The organism is Kyrpidia tusciae DSM 2912, from assembly GCF_000092905.1.
Taxonomy (GTDB): Bacteria; Bacillota; Bacilli; order Kyrpidiales; family Kyrpidiaceae; genus Kyrpidia; species Kyrpidia tusciae.
Map to the genome: position 1 here is coordinate 1,449,904 of NC_014098.1, position 14,565 is coordinate 1,464,468.

Here is a 14,565-nt window from a genome sequence, read left to right on the forward strand (position 1 = left end):
AAGATTCCGGCCGTCGGGGTGGCTCCGGTACGTCCATTGGGGATTGTCTCCGGGATGAAGAAACCGGCGGCATCCCCAGAGTGAAAAAAATGACAAAAGCGAGGACAAGGACGAAAAAGATAGCCCCGATCACCATTCCTTCGGTGTATGACAACGGCATGCGGATCACCTCGTGCATAGGTTGCCCAGGGATCAATTGTTGATTCATGAAAAATCCCCCTCGTCCGGGTCAACGAGGGGGTTGTCGCATGGCCTTCGCCAGACGACACGGGAGAGGAGAAACCGGAGGAGAGCATATGGGGATACCCTGCTGCTCCACGGTTTGCGGCGTCGGTTGACAACCGCCGGTTATCATCATGGACAGGTTTGCGAGCGTTTATACATGTCGGGCACGTCAAATGTGGTACACTCTTTCCAACAGGGCGGTGGAGGTGAGTCACATGCGGGTCGTCGCCGGAGAGCTGGGTGGCCGCCCACTGGCTGGCGTGCCGGGCCGAGGGACGCGTCCCACCGCCGATCGGGTCAAAGAAGCGATGTTCAGTATCCTGGGCGGCAGCCTGGACGGGGGATGGGCGCTGGATGCCTTTGCCGGCACCGGAGCTCTTGGTATCGAGGCCTTGAGCCGGGGGGCGGAGCGGGCCGTTTTCATCGAAAAATCCCCGGCGGCCCTCCGGGTTTTACGGGGCAACCTGAAACGCCTTGGGTTGGATGCGCGTTGCCGGGTTTTGCCGATGGACGTCCGGGTCGCCTTGCACAGGTTGAATGCCCTGATACCGGTCGCCGGAGTTTCGGGCCAGGCGATGGCGTTTCGCTGGGTGTTTTTTGATCCCCCGTACAAAATGGCCGGGGCGGTGGATCTACTCGGGGAGTTGGACCGCCTGGGATTGGTGGAAGCGGGGGCTGTGGCCGTGGTGGAGACTTCCGCACAAACGGCGGTTCCAGATAAGATCGGGATGTGGATCCATTGGAAGCGATCGACCTATGGCGATACCGCCCTGACGTTTTATCGAAAGGAGTCGACAGAATGATCACAGCCATTTATCCGGGAAGTTTTGATCCGATCACCATGGGGCACTTGGACATCATTGAACGCGGCGCCCAGATATTTGACGCCGTCGTGGTTGCAGTGTTAGAAAATCCGCACAAGAGTGCTCTATTCGCGGTTGAAGAAAGAAAGCAATTGATCGAACGGTCTGTCGAGGGATTCGATAACGTGCGGGTGGAGACCTTCATGGGTCTTTTGGTCGATTACCTCAAACAAAGGGGCGCCAGGGTGGTGATTCGGGGACTTCGAGCTGTTTCCGATTTTGAGTTCGAGCTGCAAAATGCCACCATGAACCGTAAGTTGTGGCCTTGGGCGGAAACATTTTTTATGCCGACAAGCACCAATTACTCTTATCTCAGTTCAAGTATTGTGAAAGAAATCGCGAAGTACGGCGGCGATGTGTCAGGCTTGGTGCCGCCCCACGTAGAGGAGGCGCTCCGGGCCAAATACCGGCCTTAGACGGTATGTGTGGAGTCGAGCCTGTCATATCATGAAAAGAGGACGATCGGCCGATTTGGTGGGATCGTTCGAGAAGGGAGAACCGGACCGTGGGAAGACCCAGGATCGGGCTGGCCCTGGGGGCAGGGAGTGCCCGGGGGTTCGCTCATATCGGAGTGTTGCAAGTGCTGGAGGAGCATCGGATTCCCATCGATCTGATGGCGGGGACCAGTATGGGCGCCTTGGTCGGGTCGTTGTACGCCTCGGGGATCGGACCCGGGGATCTCGGAAAGCTGGCGTGTTCACTCCCGCGCCGATCGTGGGTGGACCCGGCCGTCCCAAAGATGGGACTGGTTTTGGGGGACAAAATCACGGAGGTGGTCCGGTTTCTAACCAAGGGGATGGCTTTGGAACAGATGTCGCCGCCGTTATGGGTGGTGGCGACAGATCTGGAGGCGGGCCAGAGGGTGGTATTTCGGAAAGGCCCGGCCTTTCGGGCCGTTCGCGCAAGCATTTCGATTCCCGGAATCTTTGTTCCGGTGGTATCCGAAGGGCGCCTGTTGGTGGATGGAGGGGTGATTGAACGGGTGCCGGTGCGTACCGCCAGGGAAATGGGGGCGGATGTGGTGGTGGCCGTGGACGTGGGAAAGGGCCAAGCCGGGCCTGTCCGCCATATTTTCGATGTCATTCTTCAAAGTATCGACATCATGGAACGACAGATTGTGGACGTCCGCCTTCCCGAGGCGGATGTCGTTATTCAACCGGATCTGGGAGCCATCGGTTCCACGGCTTTCAGCCAGGCTGAGGCGATGATCGAACGGGGGCGGGAGGCGGCGCTCCACATGATTCCCCGGATTCGGGAGTTGATGGGCAGCGCGGACGGGGAGGACGGATCGACGGCGGAGGGGGCGTGACCGTATGAGGCGGGTCGTCCGCAGGTTGTGGAAAAACTACAAGGGATGGGTGTTGGCTCTGGCGGTGCTGGTGGTGCTCGCCTTGGTTCCGCTGCCCTATTACTTGTTTATGCCGGGATCCGCCGACCCGGTGGAGCCTGTTGTCACCGTGCAAGGAGGCCACAAGGACGAGCGGGGAAAGCTGCTGCTGACCACCGTATACTCGCTTCCGGTGAGCAATGTCTATCTCCTCGCCTACGGTTTGGTGACCGGGAGCGAAATTGAGCCGAAAAACCAGGCGACCTTCGGTTTGAATGATGCCGATTATGAAGTGTTGATGAAACAGATGATGGAAGGGTCTCAAAATAGCGCGGTGGTCGCCGCCCTCCGGTACCTCGGCAAACCCGTGCAGGTGGTGCAGAAGGGAGTTGAAGTTCGCGGGATTCTTCCCAATTCCGCAGCCCAGGGTATCCTCCACCAAGGGGACGTAATTACCGCTGTGGATGGCCAGGCGGTGGCGAACCAAGACCAACTGGTGCGGGACATAAAAAGTCGTTCTCCGGGCCAGACGGTCCGCCTCGCCGTCAAGCGGGGCAATGCTGCTCTGGAGTTGACAGTCCCTTTGATCCAGCTTTCGGGGAGCACGGGGCAGGATGCGCCCCAGACGGGCCTCGGAGTTCAGGTGGTCACTGTGCAGAAGGTCGAATCGCCTGTGCGGGTGGATTTTCAGACCGGGAATATCGGTGGACCTTCAGCGGGCCTGATGTTCGCCCTTGAAATTGTGAATCAGCTTATGCCCGGGGACCTGACAAAAGGGCATATTATTGCAGGAACCGGGACGATTGACGTCGATGGCCGAGTCGGTCAAATTGGCGGGGTCGAACACAAAGTGGTGGCCGCTGAACGGGCCGGAGCGGAGGTCTTTTTCGTTCCCGCCGACGCTCTGCCCCAAGACCACAATCAGCGAGACGCCGAGGCGGCAGCTCGTCGGATCGGCGCCAAGATGCGAATTATTCCTGTCCACACGTTGGCCGAGGCCGTGATGTTCTTGCAGTCTCTTCCGGTCAAGCCGTCAAGTTCTAACCGTTGACAAAAGTCGGCCCCATCGTTATAATTCAGTGCGGTTGCACACGAGGTGATCCCGATGAAGCTGATGTTGCACGACCTCCGGGGACGCCCCGAAGGGATGGCGGTATGCGGCCGTGTTTCAGTGGACGAGGTGGCCCGTCGGGATCGCTCAGTTGCGGCGGTGGAACCCGTGCAGGTCGAGCTCGAGGCCCGGGAGATTTCCCCCGGCGTATTCCAAGTGGATGGAACCCTGAAAACGCGCGTGGCCTATCGGTGTTCCCGATGTTTGACGGAGTTTTGGGAACCTCTCGAAACACCCTTTCACGAGCGCTTCGTGCGGCTACCGACACCCGCCGGCGAGTGGGATCAAGAGGATGACATGACCCCCATTGAATCGGACGAGGTCGACCTCGCGCCCTATGTCGAGCAGGCCTTGATTCTGGCCCTGCCCTGGCGGCCGTTGTGTCGCCCGCAGTGTCGCGGGCTGTGTCCGGAATGTGGGGCCAATCTCAACGAGGGACCTTGCGGTTGCTCGGACCGGGCGACCGACCCGCGTTGGGAGAAACTGGGGGAATTATGGAAGGGGATATCTGGGTCCTCCGGTGGTTCCGGATGAGGAGGTGGTAGCGTGGCTGTTCCGTTTCGAAAAACGTCGAAAAGGCGTAAACGTTTGCGTCGGACGCACTATAAACTGTTGGTGCCGGGCATGACCCCCTGCCCGCAGTGTGGCGAGCCGAAGTTGTCCCATCGGGTTTGCCCGACTTGCGGTTACTATAAAGGGCGACGGGTGGCGGAAGGGAAGTAATGGACAACGATCCGGGTGGAGCGGGGGCCCGGGTCGGCGTGGAAACCCGAGGCTGTTGATGGAAGCGGATCAGCGGCCTCGGGCCGTTTTATGGCCGTTTCCCTTTGCCGACGCCAAGGCTCCGTGACCCAGGACCGCCGGCTGTTCTCGGCATTGCACGAAAATCCTCTCTTCATGTATACTGTTTTTAGTATCTGGTACTAAATGCCGTGGTCCGGGGTCCCCGGCGGGGGATCGGTCAGTGGGAGGGAAACGCCGTGGCTGTTCGCAATCGAAGGGAAAGGCAGACGGCGTTGCAAGCGCTGCTGGAGGGCAACCCTTTTCTCACAGATGAGGAGATTGCCGCGCGGTTCGGGGTGAGCGTGCAGACGATCCGATTGGACCGCATGGCCCTCGGGATTCCCGAAGTCCGGGAAAGGATCCGGGCAGTGGCAAGAAAACGGCTGGAAGGACCGCGTTCCCTGGATACCGGTGAGTTGATCGGCGAATTGATCGAACTCGAACTGAACCGAATGGCGATCTCCATCTTTGAAGTGGGAGAAGATCACGTTTTTTACCGGACGCGCATCGCCCGGGGACATCATCTTTTTGCCCAGGCGAACTCGTTGGCCGTGGCGGTGATCGACGCTCCGGTGGCGCTCACGGCGGCGGCAGACGTGCGGTTTATTCGCCCAGCTTATCTAGGGGAACGGTTGGTGGCCAAAGCCGTGGTGAGACAGAAAAAACGCGATCTCGCCCAGGTGGACGTATGGACCCGTTCGGGGGACGATCGTGTGTTTGAAGGGCGATTTCTGGTGGTGCAGCCCCGCGGGGAACGGGAAGGAGTGGCCGGTAGCGGTGAAGATAGCCATTGATGCCATGGGCGGCGATCAGGGGCCTGCGGCGGCGGTGGAGGGGACTGTAGCCGCCGCACGCCGGTATCCGGATTTAGACCTGGTCGTCGTCGGACGGGAGGAACAGGTTCGACCGCTTTTAACGGACGCTCCGGAGAACGTGTCCTTTCTTCACGCCGAGGAGGTCATCGCCCCGGAGGACGAGCCGGTTCGGGCGGTTCGCCGCAAGGCGCGCTCTTCCATCGTCACCGCGGCCCGGCTGGTGAAAGAAGGCTCCTGTGACGCCATGTTGTCGGCGGGAAACACCGGCGCCCTGATGACCGCCGGTTTGTTAATTGTCGGCCGATTGCAGGGTGTCGCCCGGCCGGCCTTGGCGCCGATCTTGCCGACGGTGCGGGGAAAGGGCGTATTGGTCCTGGACGTGGGAGCGAATATGGACCCGGAGCCGAGCCACCTCGTTCAGTACGCCGTGATGGGGAATGTCTACGCGGAAAAAGTGTTGGGAATTCGTCGCCCGAGTATCGGTTTGCTCAATGTCGGGACCGAGGCGGGGAAAGGGAATCGCCTCGTCAAGGAAACCTACCCCCTATTGTCCCGGTCGCCGCTTCATTTTATCGGCAATGTCGAGGCCCGGGACGTTTTTGCTGAAGCCTGCGACGTCGTGGTGTGTGACGGCTTCGTGGGCAACGTCCTCTTGAAAACCCTGGAGGGTGTGGGACTCGGGGTATTTGTGCAATTGAAGGAGATGTTTACCACATCGGGGGCGGGAAAGTTGGCGGCAGTTTTGATGCACCGCGGGTTGAAGGAGTTTCACCGGCGGATGGATTACCGGGAGTATGGGGGGGCGCCCTTGCTCGGTTTACGCGGGTTGGTGGTCAAGGTCCACGGGGCCTCCAATGGCCGGGCTTTCGAGGTGGCGATCGGCCAGACTCGAAAGTTTGTATCGGAACACGTCACCGACCTCATGCAGAAGCGGTTGAAGGAGACGGCATTTGCCAGTGGAGATCACGAAGGAACGCGTCGAGCGCAGGAGGAGGGATGAGGATGTGGGCGTGGGTGTTTCCGGGGCAGGGCGCTCAGAAGGTCGGGATGGGCAAAGCGGTGTATGATACATACGAGGAAGCGAAGAAAACGTTTCAGGAAGCGGACGCGGCGCTGGGCTTTTCGCTTTCGGACCTTTGTTTCAATGGGCCCGAAGAGAAGTTGCGGCAGACAACGTACACCCAACCGGCGATCTTGACGGCGAGTGTGGCCGTGTGGCGGGTTCTCGAGGCCCGGGGTGTGCGGCCGGACGTGGCGGCGGGGCACAGTCTGGGAGAGTACAGCGCCCTGGTGGCGGCGGGGGCGCTGGATTTTGCCGATGCGGTGCGGGTGGTACACCGGCGGGGCCAGTACATGCAAGAGGCGGTCCCGGCGGGTGGAGGGACGATGGCGGCGGTTCTTCAGGCCGACCGGGACACGGTGACCGAGGTCTGTGCGGAGGTCAGCCGGGAGGTTGGACCGGTGGAGTTGGCCAATGTCAACTGCCCGGGTCAATTGGTTATTTCAGGAAGGACCGAGGCGGTGCAGGAGGCCGGCAAGAGACTTTTGGAGCGGGGGGCGAAGAGAGTGCTTCCCCTGGAAGTCAGTGGACCTTTTCACAGTTCTTTGATGAAGCCTGCGGCCCAGCGGTTAGCCGAGGATTTGGCCCGTGTCCCCCTGCGGGACGCGATCTGCCCTGTGGTGAGCAATATCGACGCGAAACCGAGGCGCAAGGCGGATGAGATTCGCGAGGCGCTGGCTCGCCAGGTGGCGGGTCCGGTGTTGTGGGAAGACGGAGTGAGGACGATGCTCGCCATGGGGGTGACCCGGGTGGCAGAGGTGGGCCCAGGTCGGGTTGTGTCCGGGTTGGTTCGAAAAGTGGATCGGAATGTCGAGATCCTCGCGGCGGAGGATCCGGATAGTTTGGAAGCTTTGTGGAATCGCTGGGAGGCGGTGAAAGAATCGTGACCAATGCGCCACAAGAAGGAAGGGTTGCCCTGGTCACCGGAGGATCCCGGGGGATTGGCCGAGCCGTGTGTTTGGCATTGGCCGCCCGGGGGACGGCTGTGGCGGTAAACTACGTCCATCGGGAAGAGGCCGCCGCTGACGTGGTTCGGCGGATCGAAGCAGCCGGGGGACGAGCCCGGGCTTTTGGCGGAGACGTCTCGGACCCGTCCCAGGCTGACGGGTTGGTGCGGGAGGTCCTCGAGGCTTTTGGTCGTCTGGATATTCTCGTGAACAACGCCGGGATTACCCGGGACATGTTGATCCTGCGCATGAAGGATGACGATTGGGATGCGGTGATGAACACCAACCTCAAAGGCGCTTTTCACTGTATTCGCGCCGCAGCCCGACCCATGATGAAGCAACGCTACGGGAGGATTGTCAACATCACGTCGGTGGCCGGTGTGATGGGCAACCCCGGCCAGGCCAACTACTCGGCGGCCAAGGCTGGATTGATTGGGCTGACCAAAACGGCCGCCCGGGAATTCGCTTCCCGGGGGATAACCGTTAACGCCGTGGCGCCAGGATTGATTGAGACGGACATGACGGCGGCCATGACAGAAGAAGCGGTGCAGGCTCTTCACGACCAGATTCCCCTGGGGCGCCTGGGGCGTCCCGAGGAGGTGGCTGAAGCGGTGGCTTTCCTCAGTTCTGAAGCGGCGGGGTATATTACGGGGCATGTACTTCACGTCGACGGTGGCATGGCCATGTAGTATACTCTGTGAAGGGAGGTGACGAAATGTCTGATACGTTCGATCGCGTCAAGCGGATTATCGTGGACCGCCTGGGCGTCGATGAAGACAAAGTGACGATGGAAGCGTCGTTTAAAGACGACCTGGGTGCCGATTCCCTCGACATTGTGGAATTGGTCATGGAGTTGGAAGACGAATTCGGCATGGAGATTTCCGATGAAGATGCGGAAAAGATTTCGACTGTGGCTGAAGTGGTCCAGTATATTGATTCGCATCAAGGGTAAAACAATAGAGAGTCCCGTACGTTGTTGCGGGACTTTTATGTTACGTGCCGGGGGGGTAGGCCGTGAAGCGTCGGGTGGTGGTGACAGGCGTCGGCGTATTGACGCCTATCGGCAATTCCGTTTCCGAGTTTTGGTCTCATCTTCTCGCGGGGCGTTCGGGCATTCGGCGAATCGACCGGTTTGACGTTTCCGAATTCCCGACCCAGATTGCGGGAATGGTGGAGAACTTCGATCCGGAGGCCTTTATCGATCGAAAAGAAGCGCGGCGGATGGACCGGTTTGCCCAGTTTGCTGTGGCGGCCGCGAAGATGGCTCTCGAAGATGCGGGATTGTCCATGGCCGATACGGATCCCGAACGAGTGGGCGTGTACATAGGTTCCGGAATCGGCGGATTGCACACATTAATGGAGCAGCATCAGATTCTATTGGAAAAGGGCCCTCGTCGGGTCAGTCCTTTTTTGATTCCGATGATGATCGCCGACATGGCGTCCGGGCAGGTCTCGATCCAGTTTGGTGCAAAGGGGCCCAACAGTGCCCCGATTTCCGCGTGTGCCACAGGCACTCATGCGGTGGGGGATGCGACCCGAATGATCCAGTATGGGGCGGCGGACGTGATGATCGCCGGCGGCACGGAGGCGACCATCCATCCCATGGCCCTGGCGGGATTCTCGTCGGCCAAGGCCATGTCGACCCGAAACGATGAGCCTGAACGGGCCGTTCGTCCTTTTGATTTGCAGCGGGACGGCTTTGTGATGAGTGAAGGCGCCGGGGTCTTGATTCTGGAGGCATTGGAGCACGCACAAAAGCGAGGGGCCCGGATTTACGGTGAAGTGGTGGGTTATGGCATGAGCGGAGACGCCTTCCATGTCACTCAGCCTGCTCCGGAAGGAGACGGCGCCGCCCGGGCCATGGTTGCCGCTCTGAAAGATGCGGGGCTTCAGCCCGAGGATGTTGATTACATCAATGCCCACGGTACCGGGACCGACTTAAACGACAAATTCGAGACCATCGCCATTAAGCGGGTGTTCGGTGACCATGCCTATCGGGTAGCTGTCAGCTCGATCAAATCGATGGTTGGCCACATGTTGGGAGCGGCCGGGGCGGTGGAAGCCATTGCCTCCCTGTTGACCCTTCAGGAGGGCAAAATCCCGCCGACGATCAACTATGAGACCCCTGATCCTGACTGCGATCTGGATTATGTCCCGAATGTCTATCGGGAGGCCAAGGTGAATGTGGTTCTCTCCAATTCATTCGGTTTCGGCGGCCACAACGCCTGCATTGTGGTGCGGAGGATGCCGGAGGCCTAGCTTTGCTCGGAACAGGTGGGATACTGTGGCGACAAAATGGGATGAGTTGGAGGCGCGCCTCGGGATCACTTTCCGCAACGCATCACTCCTCCGTCAAGCGTTCACGCATTCCAGTTACCGAAACGAACACCGGGGCGATGTGGAAGACAACGAGCGATTGGAGTTTCTCGGGGACGCCGTTTTGGAACTGCTGGTCAGCGAGTTTCTGTTCCGGGCTTATCCTCGGTTTCCGGAAGGAGAATTGACCCGGATGCGGGCCGCCATCGTCTGTGAGCCCTCCCTGGTGCGGTTTGCCACAGCCCTGGGGTTGGATCAATATATCCGCCTCGGCCGGGGGGAGGAGATGTCCGGGGGGCGGCGCCGGCCGTCTCTATTGGCAGACGTCTACGAGGCGCTGATCGGGGCGATTTTCCTCGACCAAGGGCTGGAGGCTGCCCGGGAGTTTTTGCAGCGCATGATGTTTCCGGCCTTGCAACGGGAGCAGGCCCCGATTCTGGATGATTACAAAACGATGCTGCAGGAGCACGTGCAAAAAGTGGGTTTGGGGCCACTGACGTACCGAATCACGGATGAACGGGGCCCTGCCCATCACCGGGAGTTTGTGGCGCAGGTGTGGATCGGTGGACAAGCCTACGGGGAGGGGTCTGGGCGCTCCAAGAAAGAGGCCGAACAGCATGCTGCCCGGGAGGCGCTCATGAAATTGACCGCCCTTCCGTCTTAATCCTCACCCGGGCCGGAGAGCCCCCGGTGTTCCGCCCGCCAGTATGGGCCCTTCATGTATCGAGCGATCCGCGCCGGCGGACGAACTCCGATCTGGCGGGCAATTCCTGCGGTGATCGTGTTGGGGATGGCCGAGCATGTCCTTCACCAACGTTTTTTGTCCTCGGCTTATCGGTGGGGCCCGGTCCAAGGCGGGGATTCCGATCGGTGAACCGGTGCCCCGTTCCGCCCCGTGTGGCGGTGGATCCATCGGCGAAGTGGCTCTAGAGAAGACTCCGGCCGGTAAACGGTCATTCGATCGTCCGGTTCGAAGGCGATCACCCGGCCGGAGCCCGGCTCCCCCCGGGGCACGACGATCCACAATTCTCGGATCGGGTGAGGCATGCCGATTTCAACCGCTCCATCGAAGACGACTCGGACAATGTATCCCGCCGGAAAGCGAATCTGGGCCGCCGGATCCATCTGGTGACAGGAGCGGGCGATTTCGCCGACCAACTCGGCAACCTCCGCATCCCACGGGGCGCGGCCGAGGATTTCGCCGGACCCGGCATCCCCGATCTCGATGCGGGGGCTGTCCGGGTGGGTGGCTTCAGCACTCGGTTGAACCAGGACACAACTAAACAGCAAGATTGCGAACCGCCACAACCAGGATTTTCCCCTGTTCTTACCCTTGTTTTGCACAGTGGCCCCCCCTTTCTCCAGTACGAGCCCCTCATAGAAGGTGCTCGTGTGGATCTCTTTACCCCGGGCAAGATTCCCTCCATGGCAAACTGGTCGGAACTAGTATCCGATCTCGACGCGAGTCCCATGTATGCTACAATGACACTACCGAATCATGGAACGACGGAACGGGGTCGACGCGCATGCACATTAAACGGTTGGAGATCTCGGGGTTTAAATCTTTCGCAGATCGGACGGAGATCGAACTGCCCCCGGGGATCACGGCGGTTGTCGGGCCCAACGGCAGCGGCAAAAGCAACATCGCCGAAGCACTGCGATGGGTTCTGGGGGAGCAGTCGGCCAGGAGCCTGCGCGGCGCCCGGATGGAGGATGTGATTTTTGCCGGGAGCGACGGGCGAAAACCGATCAATTATTGTGAAGTGTCCTTGACCCTCGACAACGAGGATGGGCGATTACCCCTGGATTATCGGGAGATTACCGTGACCCGCCGCCTGTATCGGTCAGGGGAAAGTGAATATCGGCTGAACCGTCAAACCTGCCGGCTGAAAGATGTCATCGATCTGTTTTTGGATACTGGCCTTGGCAAAGAAGCCTATTCAATGATCGGTCAAGGCCGCATTGACGAGGTTCTCTCCAATCGTCCCGAGGATCGCCGGGGAATTTTTGAGGATGCCGCCGGCATTGTAAAATTTAAAGCCAGAAAGCGCGAGGCGCTGAAGAAGTTAGAAGACACCAAAGCCAATATGATGCGCGTGGAAGATGTCATCCACGAACTGACGGAACAGGCGACTCCCCTCGCCGCGGAGGCCGAACGGGAACAGCAGTATCGGGCCCTTCAGGAAGAAGCGGCCACCATCGCCGGGCGCTTGGCGGTGCACCGCATTGAACAAACCCACATGGAGTATCAACGGGCCCAGGATGAAGCGGTCAAAGCGGAACAAGCGGCCGCTCGGGAGGCGGCGGCCCTGGCGGACGCCGAGGCCCATCTGGAGCAGCGGCGGCTGGAGCTGGTGCGCCAGGACCGAGAACTGGAGGAGATCCAGAGCTCATGGGCCTCGTGGCAGGCAGAGAGGGAACGGGAAGAGGGGCAGCGCCGGCTTTTGGAAGAGCGTGCCACTCATCTTGATCAGACCTGGACCGAGGCGAAAAATCGCCTTCAAGACCTGATTTCCCGGAGGGAAACGGTTCAAGGGGAGCTTCAGAGACTGGAGGTGGAGGTCCGGTCGGCGGAGGCAGAGCTGGAGGAAGGGCGGAGGAGACTGGAAGAAGCGGAAGGGGACGACGGGGATGCGGCCGGAGCGGGGCTGAAGATTCGCTTGGACGAGTACAAAGCTGAGCTGATCGAACGGCTCAACCAGGCGGCGGCGGCCCGGAATGAAGAACGGCATCGACGCGAGGCCCTGGAGATGGCCGCCCGGCGCCGGGACCGCCTGATGGAGGAGTCGGCGGAGCGGGGCCGGGAGGCGCAAGATCTCAAAGTGAAACTCGAAGAGGTACAGCGGCAAAAGGAGGCCGTGGCAAACCGGGTGAAAAGCTTGGAGGAAGCCGAAGGGGATCGGGTCGCCCAGGAGAGACAACTGCGGGGGCGAATGGATCAGGCAGAAAACGGATGGCGCCGGGATCGGGAGCAGCTGGCGGCCCTGGTATCCAGATGGGAGGTTATGAAAGACCTCGAAGAGTCATATGGAGGGTACGGACGGGGAGTCAAAACTGTGCTCACCGCCGCCAAGGCCGGAAAGCTTTCCGGCGTTCTCGGGGCGGTGGCCGAGGTGATCCGGGTGCCGGAGGGTCTGGACTCTGCCGTGGAAGCTGCCCTGGGGCCGGCATTGCAGTACGTGGTGGTTCTGGATGAGGAAGCGGGCCGCCGGGCGATCGAGTACCTGAAACGGGTGAAGGAAGGGCGGATCACCTGTATTCCCCTAACGGTCATTCGACCTCGGACGATGACGGAGGCCGACCGGCAGACCTTATCCGGGGCGCCAGGCTGGGTCGGAGTGGCGGCCGATCTCGTCCAAGCGGAACCCGCCTTTCAGTCGTTGGTATCGTATCTCCTGGGACAGGTCGCCGTGGCGAAGGATTTGCGAGGGGCGGTGGAAATGGCCCGCCGGGTCCGCCGCCGGTATAGGGTGGTGACGTTGGAAGGGGATGTGGTCCACCCGGGAGGCACGATGAGCGGGGGCGCGCCGATTAAGGGGAGCGGAAGTTTGCTTTCCCGGCGCCGCCAGGTGGAATTGATGGCCCAGCGGGTGGAGGAGCAGAGAAAGCGCGTCGAAAAGGGAGAGGAGACTCTGAGGAGTCTTCGGGAGCAAGAAGCTGTTCTCGGGCGGGCAGCCGCAGAATATGAACAAGCGTTGCACGAGGCGCGCACGGAGGGGAACCGACTCCAGGGAATTCAAGATGATCTCGGGGCCCGGTTAAAAAGCTTGATTGAGCGATTGGAGTGGGATCAATTCGAGATCGATCGCCTCAGCCAGGAAGTGGATGAGCAAAAGCGGGACATGGAGCAGGCCCGGGAGCGAGCGGTTCAAGCCGAGCGCCAAGCCGCCTTGGTTCAAGAGAAGATCAGCGCCCTCGAGGTCGAGCGCCGGGCGATGGAGGGCCAATTGGAGGAGCGCCGGGCAATCATCACCGAACTCAAAGTCCAGTTGGCCTCGTTGAGGGAAAGGCGGGCCTACGGTGTTCAGCAGCGTGAGGCCAAAGTTTCCGAACTTAGGGAGCTGGAGCGCCAGATTGCCGCTCTCGAAGTCGAGATCGGCGAACTTGAAAAACGCCGGGATGAAACCCGAGGCCGACTGATCACGATCTCGGAGCAACTGGAAGAAGGACAGTCTTTGGCGGCGGAGCGGCTTCGGGAGCTGCAAGAGGCTAAGGGAGCGAGGTTGCGGGGGGCGGAGGCGGTCCAGCAGGCGGAGGCCGCGGTGGCGGCCCGGCGGCAGGGCCTTCACCGCCTGGAACAAGATCTTCACACGTGGACGATTCGCCGGGAACGGCTCCAGGTCGAACTGCGGCATGCCCTGGACGATTTGGCGGAGAACTTCCACATGGGGTTCGAACGGGCAAAAGAACGGTTCGGAGACGTGGAGGATCCCGGCCCTCTCTCCCGGCGGTTGGAGGAGTTGCGCCGGTCGATGCAAAGTCTTGAACCGGTGCGGTCCGGAGCGGTGGAAGAGTATGGCCGATTGCGGGAACGGCTCGATTTTTTGAGCGCCCAACGAGATGATCTCCTTGCTGCCTCCGCCCGTCTCAACGACCTGATTCGTGCAATGGACGACGAGATGTCCAGCCGGTTTTTGGCCACCGTCAAGGAAGTCGGCGCGCAGTTTCAGGAGGTATTTGTCCGCCTCTTCGGGGGAGGACGGGCGCAACTGGAGTTGACCGATCCCGCAGATCCCCTGGGGACGGGGGTGGAAATCGCGGCGCAGCCGCCGGGGAAAAAGCTTCAAACCCTTTCCCTGCTCAGCGGAGGGGAGCGGGCACTGACGGCCATCGCCCTGTTGTTCGCGATTCTTCGGGTGAATCCGGTTCCCGTCTGCGTGTTGGACGAGGTGGACGCCGCGTTGGACGAAGCCAATGTCCACCGGTTTGCCAAATACCTTCGGGAATTCTCCCATGAGACACAGTTTGTGGTGATCACGCACCGCAAAGGTACGATGGAGCAGGCGGACGCCCTGTATGGGGTCGCCATGGAGGAGGCCGGGGTGTCAAAATTAGTGGCGGTGCGCATGGTGGATCCGGAACCCGAAGAGCAGACGGCCTCTTGACGGATGTTTGTCC

At 60.6% G+C, this 14,565-nt stretch carries 15 protein-coding genes; 14 read left to right on the top strand and 1 reads right to left on the bottom strand.

The features are described from left to right. Positions 1–440: 440 nt before the first annotated feature. The 13 genes from rsmD to rnc all read left to right on the top strand — a co-directional run bounded on the left by rsmD (position 441) and on the right by rnc (position 10,111). Entirely contained in the window at positions 441–1,028 is a 588-nt protein-coding gene (gene rsmD / locus BTUS_RS07145; protein WP_013075436.1) for a 16S rRNA (guanine(966)-N(2))-methyltransferase RsmD, read from the top strand. After that, on the top strand, positions 1,025–1,504 hold the full coding sequence (gene coaD, locus BTUS_RS07150) for a pantetheine-phosphate adenylyltransferase (protein WP_013075437.1): 480 nt from the start codon (positions 1,025–1,027) through the stop codon (positions 1,502–1,504). The genes rsmD and coaD overlap by 4 nt, the downstream gene beginning before the upstream one ends. 89 nt (positions 1,505–1,593) lie before the next feature. After that, positions 1,594–2,397 (top strand): patatin-like phospholipase family protein, encoded by an 804-nt coding sequence (locus tag BTUS_RS07155; protein ID WP_013075438.1) that lies wholly within the window; start codon positions 1,594–1,596, stop codon positions 2,395–2,397. A gap of 4 nt (positions 2,398–2,401) precedes the next feature. After that, positions 2,402–3,466 carry a SepM family pheromone-processing serine protease gene (locus BTUS_RS07160; protein ID WP_013075439.1) on the top strand — a complete coding sequence of 355 codons (1,065 nt, stop codon included), beginning with the start codon at positions 2,402–2,404 and terminating at the stop codon, positions 3,464–3,466. 54 nt (positions 3,467–3,520) lie between these two features. Beyond that, positions 3,521–4,060 carry a YceD family protein gene (locus BTUS_RS07165; RefSeq protein WP_013075440.1) on the top strand — a complete coding sequence of 180 codons (540 nt, stop codon included), beginning with the start codon at positions 3,521–3,523 and terminating at the stop codon, positions 4,058–4,060. Positions 4,061–4,072: 12 nt separating this feature from the next. Then, the gene (gene rpmF, locus BTUS_RS17465) at positions 4,073–4,249 is read left to right on the top strand and encodes a 50S ribosomal protein L32 (protein WP_013075441.1); all 177 of its coding nucleotides are present in this window, start codon (positions 4,073–4,075) and stop codon (positions 4,247–4,249) included. Positions 4,250–4,506: 257 nt separating this feature from the next. Further along, positions 4,507–5,103 carry a transcription factor FapR gene (gene fapR / locus BTUS_RS07170; RefSeq protein WP_013075442.1) on the top strand — a complete coding sequence of 199 codons (597 nt, stop codon included), beginning with the start codon at positions 4,507–4,509 and terminating at the stop codon, positions 5,101–5,103. Then, on the top strand, positions 5,087–6,124 hold the full coding sequence (gene plsX / locus BTUS_RS07175; protein ID WP_013075443.1) for a phosphate acyltransferase PlsX: 1,038 nt from the start codon (positions 5,087–5,089) through the stop codon (positions 6,122–6,124). Before fapR ends, plsX begins: the two co-directional genes overlap by 17 nt. Positions 6,125–6,126: 2 nt before the next feature. Further along, complete coding sequence (fabD, locus tag BTUS_RS07180; RefSeq protein ID WP_013075444.1) at positions 6,127–7,071, top strand: ACP S-malonyltransferase; 945 nt, start codon at positions 6,127–6,129, stop codon at positions 7,069–7,071. Next, complete coding sequence (fabG, locus tag BTUS_RS07185; RefSeq protein WP_013075445.1) at positions 7,068–7,820, top strand: 3-oxoacyl-[acyl-carrier-protein] reductase; 753 nt, start codon at positions 7,068–7,070, stop codon at positions 7,818–7,820. Before fabD ends, fabG begins: the two co-directional genes overlap by 4 nt. A 26-nt stretch (positions 7,821–7,846) precedes the next feature. Then, on the top strand, positions 7,847–8,083 hold the full coding sequence (locus BTUS_RS07190) for an acyl carrier protein (RefSeq protein WP_013075446.1): 237 nt from the start codon (positions 7,847–7,849) through the stop codon (positions 8,081–8,083). 62 nt (positions 8,084–8,145) lie between these two features. Further along, a complete protein-coding gene (fabF, locus tag BTUS_RS07195; RefSeq protein ID WP_013075447.1) occupies positions 8,146–9,390 on the top strand; it encodes a beta-ketoacyl-ACP synthase II in 1,245 nt (414 codons plus the stop codon). A 25-nt stretch (positions 9,391–9,415) separates the two neighbouring features. Next, a complete protein-coding gene (gene rnc / locus BTUS_RS07200; RefSeq protein ID WP_013075448.1) occupies positions 9,416–10,111 on the top strand; it encodes a ribonuclease III in 696 nt (231 codons plus the stop codon). A gap of 167 nt (positions 10,112–10,278) precedes the next feature. On the opposite strand, the gene BTUS_RS07205 is transcribed toward rnc, so the two are convergent. Continuing rightward, positions 10,279–10,791 carry a hypothetical protein gene (locus BTUS_RS07205; RefSeq protein WP_013075449.1) on the bottom strand — a complete coding sequence of 171 codons (513 nt, stop codon included), beginning with the start codon at positions 10,789–10,791 and terminating at the stop codon, positions 10,279–10,281. 182 nt (positions 10,792–10,973) lie between these two features. Between BTUS_RS07205 and smc the strand changes: the two genes are divergently transcribed. After that, positions 10,974–14,552 carry a chromosome segregation protein SMC gene (gene smc, locus BTUS_RS07210; protein WP_013075450.1) on the top strand — a complete coding sequence of 1,193 codons (3,579 nt, stop codon included), beginning with the start codon at positions 10,974–10,976 and terminating at the stop codon, positions 14,550–14,552. The last annotated feature ends 13 nt before the right edge of the window (positions 14,553–14,565 follow it).